The organism is Pseudomonas sp. Leaf48 (genome assembly GCF_001421885.1).
GTDB lineage: Bacteria > Pseudomonadota > Gammaproteobacteria > Pseudomonadales > Pseudomonadaceae > Aquipseudomonas.
Window position 1 is genome coordinate 90174 of the sequence record NZ_LMLH01000032.1, and the last position, 18630, is coordinate 108803.

Below are 18630 nucleotides of genomic sequence, written 5' to 3' on the forward strand. Positions count from 1 at the left end.
TACGAGAAAAGTGTTCAGGCGTCAGGCAGCCCCAACAGCCGTCGATTGAAGCGCTCGTCGGACGACACGCTGGCGAAATCGTCGAACGCCTTAAGTGTCTTGCTGATCATGTGCCGCTCGATGAACGCCGCCCCTTCTGCGGCCCCCTGCGCGGAGTCCTTCAGGCAACATTCCCACTCCAGCACCGCCCATCCGGCGAAGTCGTATTGGGTCAGTTTGCTGAAGATCGACTTGAAGTCGATCTGGCCATCGCCCAATGAGCGGAAACGCCCCGGCCGCTCTACCCAACCCTGATAACCGCCATAGACCCCGGAGCGGGCATCGGGGCGGAACTCAGCGTCCTTGACGTGGAACATGCGGATGCGATCGTGGTAGCGATCGATGAAACCCAGGTAGTCCATTTGCTGCAGCAGCAGATGGCTCGGGTCATACAGAATCGCCGCGCGGGGATGGTGATCGACCGCCTCCAGGAAGCGTTCGAATGAGGCACCGTCGTGCAAGTCTTCGCCGGGATGGATCTCGTAGCACAGGTCGACGCCGGCTTCTTCGAAACAGTCGAGAATCGGCAGCCAGCGCTTGGCCAATTCGGCAAAACCTTGCTCTACCAACCCGCTCGGCCGCTGCGGCCAAGGGTAGATGTACGGCCAGAGCAACGCGCCCGAAAAAGTTGCGTGGGCTTTCAAACCCAGACGCTTGCTGGCACGCGCGGCCAGCTTCAACTGATCGATGGCCCATTCGGTACGTGCCTGGGGCTGGCCGCGCAGATCCGCTGGTGCAAAGTCATCGAACAGCGTGTCGAACGCCGGATGCACCGCCACCAGTTGGCCTTGCAAATGCGTCGACAGTTCACTGATTTCGACACCGGCCTGGGCGCAGACGGCTTTCAATTCGTCGCAATAGCTTTGGCTTTCGGCAGCGCGCGCAAGGTCGATGAACTGCGTGCCCAGGGTGGGCAATTGAATGGCTTGGTAGCCCTGGGACGCTGCCCATTGGGCAATGTTGGCCAGGGTATCGAAGGGTGCTTCGGCGGACATGAACTGCGCGAGGAAAATCCCCGGGCCGCGCATGCCGGCTGGAGTAGCGTCGGTCATGGAAGTCTCCAGTGTCATGGGGTGCAGACCAGTTCGGTCCACTTGGCGTCGCCACGATGGTTGGCGATGACGGTTTCGATGAACGCCATGCCGCGCAGGCCGACGTCGATCCCGGGCACGCCGGGGGCGTCGTGCCCCTCGACCTCGCCACGGATGGCACGGGCAAAATCGCCGTAGAGGTTGGCCATGGCCTCCAGATAACCTTCGGGATGTCCGGCAGGCAGGCGCATCCGTTGGCTGGCGGCCTCGCACAACCAAGGCTGGCCGACGCCGGAACGCAAGATGCGCAGGGGTTGATCGAGGGCGCGATGGATCAGGCTCGCGGGTTGCTCCTGACGCCACTCCAGCCCGCCCTTGTCGCCGTAGACGCGGATCTTCAGCGGGTTCTCTTCGCCGGCGCAGACCTGGCTGGCGATCAACACGCCGCTGGCGCCGTCAGCCATCTTGAACAGCATCGAGGCGTCATCGTCGAGCTGCCGGCCGGCGATGTGCACGCCCAACATCGCGCACAATTGCTGGATCGGTTGATCGGCGACAAATTCCGCCAGGGAAAAGGCATGGGTGCCGATATCGCCAATGCAACCGCCCAAACCGGACTGTTCGGGGCGATCGCGCCATTCGGCCTGCTTATTGCCCTGCCCGGCCACGTCCTGGCTGAGCCAGCCCTGGGGATACTCGACAATCACTTTGCGCACCGCGCCGATCACGCCGCTGCGGACCATCTCTCGCGCCTGCCAGACCATCGGGTAGCCCAGGTAAGTGTGGGCCAGGCCATACAGACGGTTACTGCGCTCCACCACCTCCTTGAGCGCCAGCAATTGGGCCAGGTTCAGCGCTGCGGGTTTTTCACTGAACACATGAAAACCCGCACTCAGTGCCTGGCTGGCGACCGGTGCATGCAAGTGATTAGGCGTGACGATCACCAGCAATTCCATGCGTTGCCCGGCGGGCAACGCACGCTCAGCCTCGAGCATCTGCTGCCAGTCGCCATAGCAACGCGAGGCCGGTAAACCCAACGCTGCGCCGGTGTTCTGATTGTTCTGTGCATCGCGACTGAACGCGCCGCACACCAGTTCGAAACGGCCATCGAGCCCGGCGGCCTGACGGTGGGCCTGAGCGATGAAAGCGCCCTCGCCGCCCCCGACAAATCCCATTCTTATTTTTGGCACTGTAGCGTTCATCGCAATTTTCTCTGTTTGAAGCGAGCTTTTCAGACTTGAATCCCGGCCATGATGTAACCGGTTACATCGTGGCGGAAATTTAGGCTCAGTTCAGGCACCTGTCAAACCCCGGATTGACTCGATGAACATTTCAGCGAAGGGCTAACCTGCGTTAAGCTCGCCGGTCGCACGGTTCGATAACGAGGTGATTTTGTCCAATATCCGTGAAGTAGCCCGGCTGGCCGGCGTCTCGGTGGCCACGGTGTCCAGAACACTGAAATCGCCTGAACGCGTGCTCCCCGAAACGCGGGACAAGGTCAACGCGGCCGTGGAAAAGGCCGGCTACCGGCCGAACCTGATGGCGGTGCAATTTCGCTCGCGCCGCACCGGCAACCTGGTGATTCTGGTGCCGGCCATCGCCAACACCTTTTTCGCCCGTGTGATCAGCGGCGCGCAACAAGCGGCCCAGGCCGCCAACTATCGGTTGCTGCTGTGCGACACCCAGGGCCGCGAAGAGATCGAACGGGAATTCGCCGAGCTGGTGTACAACCATCAGGCCGACGGCGTGATCCAGTTGCGCGCCTACGATCCATTCGAAGCGCCCTTCCCCAGCGCCGAGGTGCCGCCCATCGTCAACGCTTGCGAGGTCATTCAGGGCGGTCGGCATCCAACCATCAGCCTGGATAACCGCGCGGCTGCCAAGGCCATGACCGAACACCTGATCGGACTGGGCCATCGCCGGATCGGCCTGATAAAAGGCCCGAAAAGCAGCCCACTGACCCGCGACCGCGTGGCCGGTTATCAGGATGCATTGCACGAGGCCGGAATCGATTCCGACCCGGCATTGATCTGCCACGGTGATTTCAGCCTGAAGGCCGGCGATGACGGTGCCGCCGCGATGCTGCAACTGCCCGAGCGCCCCACCGCACTGTTTTGCGAAAACGATGAAATGGCCATCGGCGCGTTGAAGCGCATCAAGCAGCTGGGCTTGCGGGTGCCCGAGGATATTTCGCTGGTGGGTTTCGACGACATTCCCTTTGCGGCCTATTGCGACCCGCCGCTGACGACCATCGCGCAACCCGCCGAAGTCTTCGGCCAGAAAGCCGTCGAAATGCTGATTGCGCTGATCGAGAAAGAGCCGCTGGTACAGCGGCATGTGGTGTTGCCGTTCGAGTTGACGTTGCGCGAGAGCACTGCAGCCGCAAACCCGTGACAAGTTCGGCTTAGAGGGGCGCGACCGATGAGTTCACGCTGGCGGTCGCGGAAAAAAAGAGAAAAAAGAGAAAAAAGAGGACAGATTTACTTTCCCTTCCCTTTAAATTCCGTCCCCTTTTTCTCGGGGCGGATGACTGTCTACTGTATGAACAGGACCCAAAGCTGACTGTCGATTTTGTCTCAGAAACATGCATGTGAATAGCATTTGACCAACCGCTTAATAGGGTTAAAGTCTAAGTGAAAGATCGACCCCGTCAGTCTTTGATCCGCAACGGCGATCGCCACGCAAGTCCCTCAATGGCAGGTACAGAAACGGAATATTGCTCATGACCAAAAACCTTCGAATGATGGCAATGATTTCAATCCTCGCTTTCTCGGCGGGCTGCCAAATGCATCAACCCACTTCCGCCTCAGATGTGAAGGCTGCTAACGCGCAAATGAACCGCGACGCGAACGCGGCGTTACAGAGTTTGTATGCCAAAACGCCGCAAGCGCGCGCCCTCGCGCAGCGAGCCAAGGGTATTCTCGTTTTCCCTGAAGTGCTGAAAGCCGGCCTCATTGCCGGCGCACAGCATGGCGAAGGCGAGTTGATTGAGAACGGAAAAGTCACGGGGTATTACGCGACCACAGCAGCCTCATACGGCCTTCAGGCGGGCGTGCAGAAGTTTGGTTACGTGATGTTCTTCATGACCTATTCAGCGATGAACGATCTGAAAAATGTTAATGGATTTGAGGTCGGTGTGGGCCCAAGCATCGTGGTCGTAGATTCAGGCATGGCCAGGTCGTTGACTACTTCAACGGCTCAGTCCGATGTCTATGCGTTCATCTTTGATCAAAAGGGCTTAATGGCCGGGCTGGGATTGCAGGGTTCAAAAATTACCAAGCTGAATCGCTGAGGCCGTCTGCAAGTCCCTTCACAAAAAAAGGGACCACAACAAAGCACAAACACAAAAAAGGGGACGGATTAATCTTCCCTTCCCTTCTTTTCCCGTTAAATTCCGTCCCCTTTTCTCAGGGCGGATGTGTGGCGACAGCATGACTTGGATCGACCCAAAACTGCCTGTGGCCACAGGCAGAAAACAGCCAGAAGCGGTCATCGAGACAGCAAATCTCTCAGCGCGTTGAATCCTGAGGCAACGAGATATTTAAACAGCGCCCCCTAGAACTTTTCCCTACATATCGGTCTATGTGGATAGGCACATTCGCTTGCATGCGCGAACCGGCAGACTTCCTGCAACCAGATGCCAACAGGTCCAATCGCTCAATCAGAGGTTGTCTTCGCTCATGAAATTCCCTGACCCACGGATGCTACTCCTCGGCCTCTTCGCGTTCGCGGCGGTGGGCTCGGCATCAGCTACACAGATGAAGCCTTCAACCCCTGTTTACACAACTGAAGTTACAGCCGTTCAAGCTCAGGCCCAGGCTGCCAGCAACCCATGGCCGACCTTGGCCAGTATGGGCGACGCGCAGCCATTGCTCGCCCATGACGATCGGTACTGGCACGACGACCGTTGGCACGATCGTAGACATGACTGGCGCCGCGACGACTGGCGCAGGGATCAGTGGCGTAGAGAGCAGGCCCGCCGAGAAGCTGAACGCCATCGTGATTGGGATCGCCACCAGGACCGGGCCATGCGGCACCGTTACGAGGACGATCGCCGCTATTATCGTCGCTAATGCGAAGCCTCAAAAACTCGCTTTGACCGAAACCATGAAGTTGCGTGGATCGCCGTAGTAGTTCCCGAAGGACTCGGTGCCGATGGTGGCGTAGTAGCGCTTGTCAAACAGGTTATAGAAAAGGGGACGGATTTATTGTCCCTTCCCTTTACGAAAAATAAATCCGTCCTCTTTTTCTGCTTTTTCTGCTCTTTCCAAGTGCTTCCCACCCGACAGCATGGCTTCAAACTCGTTAGCCGGAACTGGTGGACTAAACAAATAGCCTTGCATTTGGTCACATTGATGCGCTTTCAAGAAATTCAGTTGAGCCCGTGTCTCTACCCCTTCAGCGACGACCGTCTGCTTGAGGTTGTGTCCCAGGGCTACGATCATTTGGGCAATCGCCGCATCTTCGGGATCTATGGTGATGTCCCTGATAAATGACCGATCAATCTTCAGACAGTCCACCGGGAAGCGTTTGAGATAACTGAGACTGGAGTATCCCGTTCCGAAATCATCCAAAGAGATTCTGACGCCTAAGGCTTTGATCTCTTGCAGTACCTTGAGTGCTGCGCCAGGATCCTTCATGACATCGCTTTCCGTGAGCTCCAACTCCAGCAAGCTCGGCGTCAGTCTCGAAGTCGCAAGGCATTTGGCAACGACGTCTCTAAGTTGGTTTGACTGAAGCTGGCGCGCCGCCACGTTCACGGAGACCAGAATGTCTGAGTACCCCATGTCGTGCCAACGGTGCGCCGTTTCGCAAGCCGACTGCAACACCCACTCTCCAATTGGGTTAATCAAACCTGTTTCTTCTGCCAAGGGGATAAATTCGGCAGGAGAAACAAGGCCCATGGTTGGATGTCTCCAGCGTATCAGTGCTTCGGCTCCGATGATTTTTCCAGTATTGAGATCACACCTGGGCTGGTAATAAACGACGAATTCATTTTGTTGAATAGCGCGACGTAGATCGGCTTCCATCTCAAGCCGCCTCTGGACGCGGTCGTGCATCTCTACCGAAAAAAACTCAACAGCGGCCCGCCCGGCATCCTTCGCTCGGTACATGGCGATGTCGGCATTCTTGATAAGCTCAATCGCTTTCGTACCATCTCTAGGAGCAAGCGTAACCCCAATGCTTGCTGAAATCGTGAGTCGACGCGCCGAAATCTCGTAGGGTTGGGAAATAATGCGCATAAGTTTTGAGACCAACTGCATCGCATCTTCATTCGTCTGGATGTCTGTCAATACGATGACAAATTCATCACCACCAAATCGGCCAACCGTATCGGCCTGTCGAACCTGTGACTTCAAACGATTGGCGACTTCGACCAGCAAGGCGTCACCCACGATATGGGTCAATGTATCGTTGACCACCTTGAAATGATCCAGATCCAGTAGAACAACAGCCGTCCAACGGCCGCAGCGTTGGGCCGAGTGAACTGCCTGTTCAATACGATCGTTAATCAGCAATCGATTGGCTAAACCCGTCAAGGAGTCATGAGTGGCTGCCAATTCAAGTTGTGTTAAATACTGTTGGTTGATCTCCTTTGATTCTTTCAAAGCAATAAACATGTTTTTGAATCTGAGACTCAAGCGTTGCAACTCTGGAATGCCACCTTCTGGCAGTACAATATTACTGGCTCCGGAGGCAATTCCCTGCGTCGCACGCTCCAATATCCTGATGGACTTGCGCAACGTTTGAGAGAAATACCAAGCTACGAAAGTACCCACTAAAAGACTGGCGCCAATCGCCAGAATATTCAGGACCAGCCCTCCCCGTAGCGGGGCAAGCAGTGTTTCTGCCGGAACAGATACTGCGACCGAGTATCCTGTCAGTTTCGAGCGATGCATTGCCGCTACCGACTGCTTTCCTTCAAGCGTCCTGCCTTCTCCAAAAAATTCTTCTGGGCCGTCCAACCAATCTAATAGGGTCGGAGCTACTTTTTTCCCGATTGACTGTTCTGGATTCAATGTTCGAGCAGCGATGACCCCAGTGGAGTCATAGATGACAGCGATCCATTCAGGGGGGAAGTTTTGCTTTAAAAGTAACTGGTTGATCTGTGTGCACAAAAAGCTGGCAGACAGGACATAAACGACTTTCCCATTTCGCTGGATGGGGACGTCGATGGCAATCACCTCTTTGCCTGATAGCTTACCAGTGAATATGGGCGTGATTTGTGGGAAATTGCACTCCACTTGACCACCTATTTGCATTGCATCTGACCAGTCAATTGCATTCGACTTGACCACCCGTTTGCAATCGACTTGACCAGTCAATTGCATTCGACTTGACCAAGATGATTTAAATTGAGGTCTCACCAACTACGGGCCGGCTGGCAGAAAATTTTTGCCTCAACCTCCCTGACTATCGCCCCCTAAGTTCTGATGGGGGCCGCATGAGAGAGCTGGAGATAGCACCTGGATTACGCACCTGAGCTCCGTTGGGGCTAGCATTGAGGAAGACAATCGAAGTATCCGTCTTCAGGTCGATCATCTGTGGCAAGGATCATTCATCGATGGGCATCGAGCAGACAAGAACGTTGATCAGCACCCGCAGCGAAGAAAACGCCAATCGACTATTGACGGCAGGATGGACTCTGTTACTTGTGGCAGACCGCTGCGAGGGTGAGCACCAATGGCTGGTCTATCAGTTCGCGTGGCAGCGTGAGGGTGAGCCAGTGGAGATCACGTTTACTGGCGTCGAGCCTGGCCCAGAAGCTTTCTAAAATTGATCCGCCTGTTGTTGTTCATGGCGTACGAAGCGGAGCCACCAATCTTATTCACGAGTTGTTAATTCGTAAATGCCGAAGGTGGTCCAGTTAAGCAGCGTAGCGCAACAGTTGCCGTAGTGGCCTCCGTCGCATAACGTACGTTGACTCCAAGGAATGCTACCAAAGCAGCTGATACATTGTGCAGTGGGCGCGTGAACGCCTCACCGCATAGATAGTGCTAACAAACAATTAGTTACACGCCGATTGACCGAGCGTTTGCATTCGATTTGACCAGGTATATTGGATATAACCAGTGCCTGCCATTGACGCGCGCACCACCCGCACCAGCCACTTGCCTGGCGAAAAGCTCAGCGCTTGCGGCTTTTGATTTTGCGCATAGACTCCCCTTTGAGCTGGATAACATGAGATTTATGCACGATTCGATCAAGGATAGCGTCCGCAATCGTTGGGTCAGTAAACAAGTCATACCAACTCTCCTTTGGATACTGGCTGGTAATAAGCAACGAGCCGTTTTGAGACTGTTGATCAATGACATCCAGAAGGAAGGGACCAAGCTGCGCATCAATTCCACCGATACCAAGATCATCAATGATCAAGAGCTCGGTTCGGATCAATTGTCGACGAAGTTTGGGGAGTGTGTGATCCGCATAAGAAAGAGATATTTCTTCGAATAGACTTGTTGCTGTACGATACAGAGTATGTGAGCCAAGTCGGCAAGCCTGATTTCCAAAGGCACAAGCCAGCCAGGTTTTCCCAGTACCTGTTGCACCGGTGATGATTATGTTTTGTCGACGCCGTAGCCACTCGCATTCACCTAAGGTCATGACTACGTTGCGATCCAACCCGCGATTGGCTTTAAACTCGATATTTTCAAGGGTCGCTTCTGACTCACGCAGCTTGGCCGCCTTTAGCAAACGCTCAATCTTTCTGGTCTCGCGCTGACATGTCTCTGCCTCCATCATCAAACCAAGCCTCGTATCGAAAGGCTGTTTAAGCAGAGTAGGTTCTTCAAGCTGACGCTCATAAGCGATCGCCATTCCCGTTAACCCAAGATCCAGCAGTCCCTGAGCGGTGTTCAATGCTTGTTTCATACCGGTTCATCTCCCTGTACGGAGTAGTATTTGGCACCGCGAATATTTGAGTGCTCAATTAGCGGCGTTGAAACTTTGAACACAGGACGCCGGTCAGACCCGTTACGTAAAATTGACCGGAGTCGTTCCGTGCTCAAAATGTTAAGCGAGTTTGCATAGGCACAAGCCGACTCCAATCGAGACGCTTCAATTTGTCCTTTGCGCACGTCGCGTCTGAGCGCGACTACAGCCCGAAGCCCTGTGGCGAAGTCCCTTCTGTCATCGAGATTCTTTTTAGCGAAAAACAAAGTTTCTGAGCCGATACTCTGTGCCCAAGCCAATAACATCTCTGGTTGTGAATCCTGAAAGTGTTTGTGGTTACGAGGCAAATGCTCTCGTAATGTGCTGACTCCTCGACTGTGTTCCACACGATGTGTGCTGATGATTTGCCGTTGGAAACTGACGTCAAGCCACTCATCGTTTACGCGTAGATCTACAATTTGGTTAGCAAAATGAAAAGGGACCGAATAATGATGCTCGTTGAATTCAACGTGATAATTGCTACCGACCCGGATATGGTAAAACCATTGGCTATAGTTGTAGGCTCTCTCAGGAAGTGGCTGCAAAGCTGGTGACTCAATTTCAAGAAACCGCACCATTCTGCTTTTGGGATATGTTTTAGTAACTCTGTCGTTCAAAGCTCTTGCCCAATAAGTAATTTGCTCATTAAGTTCGTCTAATGAGAAAAATGTACGTTCGCGGAGCCTCGCGAGAACAAATCTTTGTACAATTTGAACACCTATCTCGCCCAGCGATTTGTCTTTAGGCTTGCGAGGCCTCGCAGGGGTGATGGTTATGCCATAATGTTCAGAGAGTTCTGAATATGCGCGATTCAATACAATTTGATCACGAGTTGTTTTGAGCACCGCAGCTTTCAAATTATCGGGGACAACAAATTTTGGTACACCTTCAAAAAACTCTAGGGCTCGCACGTGACAACGTAGCCAGTCCTGAGTTGTCTGACTTGCGACAGCTGTCGCGAATGTATATCCCGAGGCTCCCAGAACAGCGACGAAAACCTGAGAGAAACTGACCGTACCTGTTAATGGATCTGTTATAGGCATCGTGCGTCCGCAAAAGTCGACGAACATTTTGTCACCAGGCAGGTGCACCTGTCTCATGCTGACCTTTTGTGTGCTCAGCCAATTACGATAGAGTCGAGTGAACTGAGCATAGGAAACACCAAAGGGCTCTTCTTCCCTAAACTCCTGCCACAACAGCTCAAGCGTCATGTCAGGCAATCGAAGCTGTTCGTGGACATCCAGCCAAAGTGGACAAGCCTTTCTGTTAGCTGCCCCCTTTGTTTCGCTACACAGACGGGTAACAAGCATCTTATTGTCTAGTTCCCTGAGATTTTCCCAGGTTTCGCCGCTTTGTTTCAGCTGATCCCGAATTGTGCGAACCGTATTGTGAGATACCTTCGCTAGCCTGCCTATGGCCCGGTTGGACAGATTATTATCCTCCGCAAGGCGTAGTACCTCGCGTTGCTTTTCTATTGGTAGCCTCATCGTTGCTCCCCGCGATGGGCGCGTGAACGCCTCACAAATCGCGCCGTGTGGAATTTAAAGATGAACGGGGTTTGGCCGGCTTGACGCCGAACGCAGGGGAACACAGAATGGCAATGTCTTGGACTTGAAACCTGACATCACCTTAAAAAGCCTGGGGCGCCAACCCCGGGCTTTTTTGTGCTCCTGAACTGTCGCTTTACGGTTCAGTCGTCTTTCATGTCGTTACCTCTTTTTCCTATGGCTGATCTTATCGATCGCGTCATTGAGCTTCTATTTGCACTGCCTCGGGCAGCTGTGTCGATGTGAGACGCTGCCTGGCAATCCATGTCGCCACCTCTTTAGATAAGGCAAAGGCCCCGCGCCGGTTTGGTACGTCGAACAGAGGCACCTCGATTCGCCCTCTCTGCTTGGCCTTGCGAAATGCTTCGTGGGACGCGTAGCCCAATTCCCGCCACAACGCGGTACTACCGAGCATGAGTCCGTAGCGCTCTACAAGGTCGTGTTCCAGTTCGGAGGCGAGTGCCTCTATCTCGTTGTGTTCATTCATGACGCGGTTTGTCCCGTGTAGTCACGCTGCATATTAGTAAACGGCTCACTTGCGTTCCAGCCGTAAGTCACCTACATTTTTTACGGTACAGTTTTTCACGAGGCCACAGTAAATGACTGATATTTCTAGAGTAAATGGGGTCGATATCGAGGATACGCAAAAAAAACGGAACAAATTTTATGAAAAAAATTCTACCCCGCGGAGCCCAATTGAAACGATGCGAGTACGCTACTGGTACGAAGGGCTAAAGCAGCGCACTCTCCTATCTTCTGCATATGCATTGGAAAAATACTTTGAGAAGGAGTCGTTTAAACGAAATGGTAATGGGACAATCCGTCATTATCGAAGTAAATGGTCAGGTTATGACAAAGACCTAAACACCCCGAAGTCCGAAACTCTCAAGCGCGTTGAGCTTCTCGCACCTGGTTCAACTCGAGAGTTGGGACATCCACTATGGGAAATAATGCGGTCGGTAGGTAAAAAGAGTGTCGATGCAGATGCATACATGAGAACACTTAGTGTCGACATACAAGCGGTAATTTTTTCGTCAGAATTTTCAGGCTTGTCTGCTTACTCGAAACGAGTGCCTGTTACACAACGACTATTAGAAATGCTTGAGAAGCGAGCCAGTCTCGACTGTGTAGCTTGTCTCATTTGCTTGATACTTGAAGCGACACAGCAAAAGCGCAGTGCAACTGCTGTGAAAGCGGCGCGTGCTTTGCACAATGTACTTCTAATGATTGCAATTGAACTCCAAGCCCGAAAAATTGCGTCTCCATTCTTGGATTGGGTAATTGAGCACATCTTGCCTCTAGGGGTTTTACCTCATCTTAAATTATGGATGATAACTAGCGACTACGTGTTTGCGTCCGCCCATGTAAACGTGATGGTTTATCAGACTGCGTCTCGACAGGGGAAAAGCCTGGATTGGCCTCATCGTGTCAAGGTTATGCAGCGGTTGATTCAAGGGAGAATGGGGTTCGATGTCTACTATGCCATGAGACCTCATTTTGAAATTAGGTCTGACCTTAAAGACATCCCAATTAAGCTGGTCAAGGATTTCGAGCGTGCCTCTAAACTTCGGACCTGGGGCTGGAAATGTATTCTTGAAGGGCGATCAGAACGCGTCCCTCCGAAGGAACTTTTCCAGTAAAGGGGGCCGTACTGAAAGAATACCCACTTCGAAAAACGATGGGGCTTGGCCGGAAGGAGCGAATAAAACATGAAGAGACTTTGTAGTTATCAACGATGCCGGGACACGGCGTTAATTTTTTTGGCCGAACTGGCGTCAGCCCACATTTGAATCGATCAGAGATAATTCAGTTGTACCAATGTATCAAAAGATGGCTGATTTCGCGCTAGGCTTTTGAACCGTTCTGAAGCCCACGATTGGTATCCATTCAGCTTTCGAACTGTGATGCTAGATGTCGAACCAGTTCGGTTGTGCAGTCCGGTGCGCGAGTTGTTTTTCACAAAAGCAGTGGGTCCAGTTGTTTTCTTACAGGTATAAGTCTGAAGTTAGAGGTGGCAATAACGTTGCTGGTTCACACTCCAATATGCCGGCTATTTGGTATAGCTTTTCTATCGTTATATTTACCTCTCCTCGCTCAATACGTCCCATATAGCTACGGTCGACTTTGCAAATGAGTGCCAGATTATCTTGTGAAAGGCCTTTGGCCTTTCTTTCTGCCCGAATGTTTTTGCCCAACACCTTTGCCAGTTGCTGCATAGCCGCCTCAGCCCACTTGAGACGGCACTATCCTGTGTTTGCGGACGAATCGACCACGGACTATAATCCGTATTTTGGCCGTTCCGTGATTCTCCCTCAGGTACCTGTATGAAATCTGATTCTTTCACCTTCGACAGGCAGCTGTATGCCATGCTCCAGCAAGAGGGTTTCGAGCATTTTACGACCCGTGATGTGCGAGATGCCTATGCTAGACACCTCGAAGGAATGAATGTCCGCCTGAGTGACGTACGACGGTATGTCTATAAACAGATTCGACGTATGTTGCACGTAGGCTGGATTGTCCAAGATGAAGATCGCCGTAAGCGCGGACAGGTCTATCACATGCGATCAGTCCCAGATCATTTACGGCTGAATCTCGTCGACTCCGAGTTTGTAAGCAAACCCGCCTGCACAACCAAGGTTAGGAAAGGGCCCGCACGTGACCTTCCAGCCACACCCAAGGCATCGCCAGATACAAATGTGACTCAGCATTTAGAGACCCTGCTTAAGGAGGTCCGACTGGATTTCCTTTCGTCAATGGGGGAAGCGGAACGCTATAAACAGATATTAGAGGAGATGCCACACATTAGAGAGCAAGTAGAGGGTGAGTACCTGCAAGCACGAGATAGAAGCTCACGCCTGTTGGGCCACCTGCGTGCGGTCGAGAAGACATTGAAGACACTCACATCATGATGAATGGATCACTGAGGAATTGGCAAAGTAGGTGCATTGATACGGCTCTGAACCATTATATCTCTAGCCCTCATCTTTTCTGTCAGGCGACGCCGGGCGCTGGGAAGACCCGAATGGCGGCAGAATTGGCAAGCCGTCTTCTGGAGCGCGACAAGATTGATCTGATTCTCTGCTTTGCACCTTCATGCCAGGTAGTAGAGGGTTTCCGGACTACATTTTCTAAAGTGCTCGGTCGGCGTCTGGATGGTTTGTTAGGAGCAATTGGTGCTGCTTGCACCTATCAAGCGATGGAATATCGAGAGGAAGCCTTTTGGAAGCTTTTTGATGAGTATCGAGTTTTTGCTGTTTTCGATGAGATTCATCACTGCGCGGGGCACGACTCACTATCAAGCAATTCGTGGGGGCAACAGATCATTCAGCGTGTACAGGACCGTGCAGCGTTCACTCTGGCGCTATCGGGTACACCTTGGCGCTCCGATCAAAATGTTATTTCTCTGGCACGGTATTCAACCCCGGAAGGTGAGTTGATTTGTGATTACCGCTATGGGCTTAAAGAGGCCATCACCGATCGCGTTTGCCGGTCACCTCGCATCGTTTTAATGGATAACCAAGAGGTACGCCTTATGGAGGACGGGGATAATTACGGTTCGGTTAGGCTGTTTCCTAGCATTGCAAATCTTTTAGACGAATCTCCCGTTTCTTACGAGGACCTGCTTTACCACGATGACATTCTCTGTCAGCTATTGAGCAAGGCATGCGAAAAACTTAACGATGTCAGAAAAGAGAAGCCGGATGCGGCAGGCTTGGTAGTTGCCACAAATATTAAACATGCTCACCAAATAGCTTTAGAGTTAAAGGCAAAGGGCGAAATCTGCTGCGTCGTGACAAACAAAACGCCGGATGCCCAGCAGATAATAAATAGTTTTAGAAATAGTCATTGTCGATGGATAATTTCAGTTGGGATGATTAGTGAGGGTACAGATATTCCTCGGCTTCAGGTCTGCTGTTATCTGAGTCGCATTCGCACCGAACTGCACTTTCGACAAGTACTGGGAAGAGTTCTTCGGCGGATAGGGGAGTCTGATGATCAAGCATGGTTTTATGTTTTAGCCGAGCCATTACTGCAACGCTATGCGCAGCGACTTGCCGATGATCTACCCGAGGATTCAGCAGTCTGTATCCAGGTTAAAGTCCCAGCAAAAGAAGCCCGTGGTGAGGAGTTAAATGTTGAGGATCCTGATGAATATTTCGAGATAAATAGCTCTGGATACTTGGAGTCAAAATATCAGGTTGGTGATTTAACACCTGATGAGTTTCGATTGGAGTCGACCTTCGCCGTAAATTTTTCGCAGCACTTTCGACATCAGTTGCTGAGTGTTTTCTGATTGAATAATGCGCACTTAGTCTGCGCCGACGGACGCAGCTGCTTCAGCGACTTAACAGGAGCGATAAATCTTTATGACTAAGGTACATGAGCGTACCCGTAGCGTTGTCCAGACAGAGAGATTTCTACAGGATCTTGCCCATGACGCGAGCGTGCCCGAATCCTTACGACTTCGTGCCAAAGGCCTGCTGCGTCATTACCCCGCTGCGAGTGATATTTGGCTCGCTGGCAAATTAGAGGAGCGCCGGAAAGCCGAGCTGTATCTCGTTGAGGAGAAACATGGACCTCTACCGCCGGTACTAGGCGTCTGGTTGGTTACTGAGCTCCTGTTCTCTGACGACGGCCCAGATAGCGTTTCTCGGACTTAGCGATCCTCCATTTCGTAGCCATTTCAGTAGGTAAAGTGCTGTCAATTTCGTAGGTTGCAACGCTGAACATAGTTATGCCGGCCGTTCGAGCCTTCCGCCTTATGACTGCGATAGCTACATGCCAATGTGTAATTGTCACTCAGTCTCATAATTGGGAACCGCTTGGCAGGGTGTAATGCGTGCGCACTTATACCAAGCGATAGTCCGGTGAGTGCAACGTCAAGAGCTTGAGCCGGAGTAATTTGGGATGGCTATTTCTGCGCGGCAGTTTATCGATATCAGCGGTCGATGAACCTGCTTCGCGGAAATGATCAAGCCAATACCTGCCTAACTCGAAACTTCTCCGGCTTGTTGGAATCTGACGAATGTTCTGCCTATGACGACATTGTTGTCTCCGCTCAAACCACCTCAAGCTGTCCCATCATGCCCATTGCCTCATGTTCGAGGATGTGGCAGTGAAACATGCGTAAGCCGGGCCATCGCTGTACTGTTTTAATACGTACGACTTCATTCGCGCGCAGGTTGACCGTATCCTGCCATGCACGGAATGGAGCGGGCGTGACCACTCCCTCAAACTCGCGCTCAACTACTTGGAATTGGGTGCCGTGTAGGTGAAAGGGATGGTCCATGTCGCTGCGGTTGACGATTTCCCAAAGCTCCACTTCATTGACTCGGCTGGTCAGATCGATCCGTTGCATGTCGTATTCCTGATCGTTGACTAGGAACTGAACGCTATGGCGACCATTGGCCATACTCATGCTTTCACTGAATACTACCTGCTTAGAGGTTGACGTCGGGCCAAGGTCGTCCACTGAGCCAAGATGGGCAGGCAAGTCTGCCTGTACCTTGGAAGTGACGGCTGCAAAATCAACTGTTAGCAGGGGGATGATTCGATCAGGCGCCACATTACCCATCTTGCCCCGTGGATATACATTAGCAATTAGCTCTGCTTTGTCTCGACGGTTACTGGCGTCGACTATGAGTTCGGCCCGTTGGCCGGGCGCCAGTAAGTATTCGGTCAGTCCTGGCTGTGCAGCTTCCAATAAACCACCGTCCGTTCCTACTAGAGTCAGCGTACTACCGGGCAGCGTGAGTTGTAGATATCGGGCACTACAGGCATTCCAAACGCGCCAACGCTCGCGTCCTCCTGTATCGAATGGCAATACCGGTTGACGCTGGGCGTTGACCAAGGCGAACTGACCTTCGCGACCATTCATCCAGTCGTTTTCTTCATTTGGTGCAATGGCAGCATAGCGGTCCAGTTTGAGATCAGAGATCACTAACAGTCGTTCCGGCAGTGTGATCAGTGGGTCTTTGCGCGATCGGACCACCAGAGCCCCAGCCAGTCCACGGAAGGCTTGCTCGGCGGTATATTGGTGTGGATGAGGGTGGTACCAGTAGGTACCGGCACTACCCTCGGGCAGATTGAAACGATAGATACGGCTTCCGCCGGGTGGCACTGGGTCTTTCGGGTTACCGTCCTGCTCCGGCGACACTGGCAAGCCATGCCAGTGAATAGTGGATGGCTGTTTAAGCTGGTTCACGAAGGTGATTTCCACCGTGTCCCCCTCAAATAGCTCAATCAAAGGACCGGGCAGAGTGTCGTTATAGGCCCAGAACTCGGTCGAAGCATGACCGGGGATAAACGGCAGCGTTACAGGTGCAGCGATCAGCTTGCCTTGGAAGTTGCCTGGCTGATTGCTGGTGTTGGTCAGTTTGGTGAGTTCCCGAAGAGTACCACCTTTGGGCAGTGACTCTGATGCCAGCAATGGCAGCCCAAGAGGCGACGACGGGGAGCCCATGGTCTCGACCGACCAGGCGCGCAACCAAGGAGTTACCAGTCCTGCTACAGCCATCCCGCCGAGAAAGGTACGTCGTTGCATCTGGGTCACCTTCACTTAGTCATTGGCATGTTCATCATGTTTGACTGCTGATCCATCATTTTCATCATCATGTCCATCATCCCCATACCTCCACTGTTCTTATCCCCAGACATGTTCATACAGCCCATTGCGCTATGATGTTTGCTCATCATGGCCATGCTGTCCTTCATCGTTTTCATGCCTTCTTGCATGGCCGCATGGCGCTCGGCGGGAGTCTTTGCAGCCGCTGCTTTGTCATGTGCAGCCTGCATTTTCTGCATTTGATCGGTCATAGCTTGAGTCATGGCCGCCGACTCTGGTGCTGGTGCTGGTGCTGTATTCTCGGCTGAGTTGCTTGGTACGTCGGCTGGGTGGTGCGCATCTTCGGCAGAGGCCATGAACGCACTGCTTGCCAAAATCGTGGCTAGAACCAATTTGGAAATTGCTTGCATGATGAGCTCCGGAGATTGTGAAGGGTAAGCAGGAACAACTGAGTCGCAAAAAAGCGGCGCAGCAAGACAGAGCGACCGGTGCCGGCCACTTTGAAATTGGGGTTAATCGTTGGAACGAACGAAAGTCAGGCGGGCTGGCCTCCCCGGCGGTGCGGGGCGCTTCAGTTGAAGAGCGGCGAAGGAGAATTTCTCTTCTGGGATAAGTAGGAGTACTGCCGCAGTTAACAGCAAAAGGACTACCCAGTTGATGGGGTCTAATACTGGAATCTGCGATGAAGGTTTAATCGCCGTGGCAACGTCCTCACACGTCTGGAGGCAACCATTGGCGTGGAGAACATGATCAGGCTGCAAATACTGCTCGGCAGTGTGTGGCGTAGCTACATTGTGACCTGTCTGCACCAGACAACCCTGGATTGCCATTACCGCCACAGCCAACACCCACACCACGAGGGTGAGGTGCAATAGGCTTTGACGATGACGGCGGAACCAGTACATGGAGTACTTCCTCGACTTTTTACGTCGTAACAATTTTCAGTCTAGCTTGCAAAGAAATAGAAACATTGATCGAAGTCAAGCAAGCGAGGGGTGACGACCAAGTTCAAAACTCATCTTGGATCACCCCTAGCTTTGGGCTGGGCTCGGCATCGATACCTTACAACTGCGCCAAGCGCAGATCGTCTGGTGCGAAATCGGTATGGAATACCTGCTGCGAGCGAGCGGAGCTTAGATGCCCTCTTCAGAATTAGCCGATGCCTTTGGCGACGTCGCTGTCTCTTCCAGGCGCTCAATGCGCTGTTGCAGGTCTGTGATCTGTTGCTCCAGGTGAACGACATGGTTTTTCGGCGATTGTCCATCGCTGAAACCCCACCCTCGATCTTCCCTGTACAAGGTTGCCCAAATCCACAGAAACGGCCAGAGCACGTGTAAGGTGAACATGCTTACCCAAGCAGTCGCATGGATCGCATCCTGATGAGGGTGATTGCGGCTCACGGCGATGTTATAGGGGATGTCATGCAACATGAGGATTCCGTAAAACAAAACCAAACCGACAAATATTAAGAGGCCCAAAGCGAAGTAATCGAGCATGACTCCCTCCGTCGTCTTCA

Annotated in this window: 19 protein-coding genes; 8 read left to right on the forward strand and 11 right to left on the reverse strand. The window is 52.6% G+C overall.

Going from position 1 to position 18630, the window contains the following annotated elements:
* Nucleotides 1-14: 14 nt before the first annotated feature.
* Complete coding sequence (locus ASE98_RS23435; RefSeq protein ID WP_060543868.1) at nucleotides 15-1067, reverse strand: sugar phosphate isomerase/epimerase family protein; 1053 nt, start codon at nucleotides 1065-1067, stop codon at nucleotides 15-17.
* 38 nt (nucleotides 1068-1105) lie between these two features.
* Nucleotides 1106-2272 carry a Gfo/Idh/MocA family protein gene (locus tag ASE98_RS23440; protein WP_060543694.1) on the reverse strand — a complete coding sequence of 389 codons (1167 nt, stop codon included), beginning with the start codon at nucleotides 2270-2272 and terminating at the stop codon, nucleotides 1106-1108.
* A gap of 190 nt (nucleotides 2273-2462) precedes the next feature.
* On the opposite strand from ASE98_RS23440, the gene ASE98_RS23445 reads away from it, so the two are divergent.
* The 3 genes from ASE98_RS23445 (at nucleotide 2463) to ASE98_RS27360 (ending at nucleotide 5143) form a co-directional block, all read left to right on the forward strand.
* Nucleotides 2463-3464 carry a LacI family DNA-binding transcriptional regulator gene (locus tag ASE98_RS23445; RefSeq protein ID WP_060543695.1) on the forward strand — a complete coding sequence of 334 codons (1002 nt, stop codon included), beginning with the start codon at nucleotides 2463-2465 and terminating at the stop codon, nucleotides 3462-3464.
* Between the two features lie 328 nt (nucleotides 3465-3792).
* Nucleotides 3793-4362, forward strand: coding sequence for a YSC84-related protein (locus ASE98_RS23450; RefSeq protein WP_060543696.1), 570 nt, complete (start codon nucleotides 3793-3795; stop codon nucleotides 4360-4362).
* A 388-nt stretch (nucleotides 4363-4750) separates the two neighbouring features.
* Entirely contained in the window at nucleotides 4751-5143 is a 393-nt protein-coding gene (locus tag ASE98_RS27360) for a hypothetical protein (RefSeq protein ID WP_082457622.1), read from the forward strand.
* Between the two features lie 132 nt (nucleotides 5144-5275).
* On the opposite strand, the gene ASE98_RS23460 is transcribed toward ASE98_RS27360, so the two are convergent.
* Entirely contained in the window at nucleotides 5276-7402 is a 2127-nt protein-coding gene (locus tag ASE98_RS23460; protein WP_060543698.1) for a bifunctional diguanylate cyclase/phosphodiesterase, read from the reverse strand.
* A 233-nt stretch (nucleotides 7403-7635) separates the two neighbouring features.
* Here ASE98_RS23460 and ASE98_RS23465 point away from each other — a divergent pair, with 233 nt between their 5' ends.
* Nucleotides 7636-7845 (forward strand): hypothetical protein, encoded by a 210-nt coding sequence (locus ASE98_RS23465; RefSeq protein WP_060543699.1) that lies wholly within the window; start codon nucleotides 7636-7638, stop codon nucleotides 7843-7845.
* 353 nt (nucleotides 7846-8198) lie between these two features.
* On the opposite strand, the gene istB is transcribed toward ASE98_RS23465, so the two are convergent.
* The 3 genes from istB to ASE98_RS23480 form a co-directional block, all read right to left on the reverse strand.
* Nucleotides 8199-8942, reverse strand: a complete 744-nt coding sequence (gene istB, locus ASE98_RS23470) for an IS21-like element helper ATPase IstB (protein ID WP_060543700.1) — start codon at nucleotides 8940-8942, stop codon at nucleotides 8199-8201.
* On the reverse strand, nucleotides 8939-10489 hold the full coding sequence (gene istA, locus ASE98_RS23475; protein ID WP_060543701.1) for an IS21 family transposase: 1551 nt from the start codon (nucleotides 10487-10489) through the stop codon (nucleotides 8939-8941). Before istA ends, istB begins: the two co-directional genes overlap by 4 nt.
* A gap of 259 nt (nucleotides 10490-10748) precedes the next feature.
* Complete coding sequence (locus ASE98_RS23480; protein WP_060543702.1) at nucleotides 10749-11036, reverse strand: hypothetical protein; 288 nt, start codon at nucleotides 11034-11036, stop codon at nucleotides 10749-10751.
* Nucleotides 11037-11148: 112 nt separating this feature from the next.
* On the opposite strand from ASE98_RS23480, the gene ASE98_RS23485 reads away from it, so the two are divergent.
* Nucleotides 11149-12189 carry a hypothetical protein gene (locus ASE98_RS23485; protein WP_060543703.1) on the forward strand — a complete coding sequence of 347 codons (1041 nt, stop codon included), beginning with the start codon at nucleotides 11149-11151 and terminating at the stop codon, nucleotides 12187-12189.
* Between the two features lie 345 nt (nucleotides 12190-12534).
* Here ASE98_RS23485 and ASE98_RS26270 read toward each other — a convergent pair whose 3' ends face one another.
* Nucleotides 12535-12765, reverse strand: a complete 231-nt coding sequence (locus tag ASE98_RS26270; protein ID WP_082457623.1) for a helix-turn-helix domain-containing protein — start codon at nucleotides 12763-12765, stop codon at nucleotides 12535-12537.
* Nucleotides 12766-12873: 108 nt separating this feature from the next.
* Between ASE98_RS26270 and ASE98_RS23490 the strand changes: the two genes are divergently transcribed.
* The 3 genes from ASE98_RS23490 (at nucleotide 12874) to ASE98_RS27575 (ending at nucleotide 15210) form a co-directional block, all read left to right on the forward strand.
* Complete coding sequence (locus ASE98_RS23490; RefSeq protein WP_060543704.1) at nucleotides 12874-13458, forward strand: hypothetical protein; 585 nt, start codon at nucleotides 12874-12876, stop codon at nucleotides 13456-13458.
* Complete coding sequence (locus ASE98_RS23495) at nucleotides 13458-14843, forward strand: DEAD/DEAH box helicase (protein WP_060543869.1); 1386 nt, start codon at nucleotides 13458-13460, stop codon at nucleotides 14841-14843. Before ASE98_RS23490 ends, ASE98_RS23495 begins: the two co-directional genes overlap by 1 nt.
* A 73-nt stretch (nucleotides 14844-14916) precedes the next feature.
* Nucleotides 14917-15210 (forward strand): BPSL0761 family protein, encoded by a 294-nt coding sequence (locus ASE98_RS27575; RefSeq protein ID WP_060543705.1) that lies wholly within the window; start codon nucleotides 14917-14919, stop codon nucleotides 15208-15210.
* Nucleotides 15211-15608: 398 nt separating this feature from the next.
* Here the strand turns inward: ASE98_RS27575 and ASE98_RS23505 are convergent, their stop codons facing one another.
* The 4 genes from ASE98_RS23505 to ASE98_RS23520 form a co-directional block, all read right to left on the reverse strand.
* On the reverse strand, nucleotides 15609-17093 hold the full coding sequence (locus ASE98_RS23505; RefSeq protein ID WP_060543706.1) for a multicopper oxidase family protein: 1485 nt from the start codon (nucleotides 17091-17093) through the stop codon (nucleotides 15609-15611).
* An 11-nt stretch (nucleotides 17094-17104) separates the two neighbouring features.
* Nucleotides 17105-17524: a hypothetical protein gene (locus ASE98_RS23510; protein WP_060543707.1), complete on the reverse strand. Its 420-nt coding sequence runs from the start codon at nucleotides 17522-17524 to the stop codon at nucleotides 17105-17107.
* 102 nt (nucleotides 17525-17626) lie between these two features.
* A complete protein-coding gene (locus ASE98_RS23515; protein WP_060543708.1) occupies nucleotides 17627-18019 on the reverse strand; it encodes a hypothetical protein in 393 nt (130 codons plus the stop codon).
* A gap of 228 nt (nucleotides 18020-18247) precedes the next feature.
* Nucleotides 18248-18610, reverse strand: coding sequence for a DUF3302 domain-containing protein (locus ASE98_RS23520; RefSeq protein ID WP_060543709.1), 363 nt, complete (start codon nucleotides 18608-18610; stop codon nucleotides 18248-18250).
* Between the last annotated feature and the right edge of the window lie 20 nt (nucleotides 18611-18630).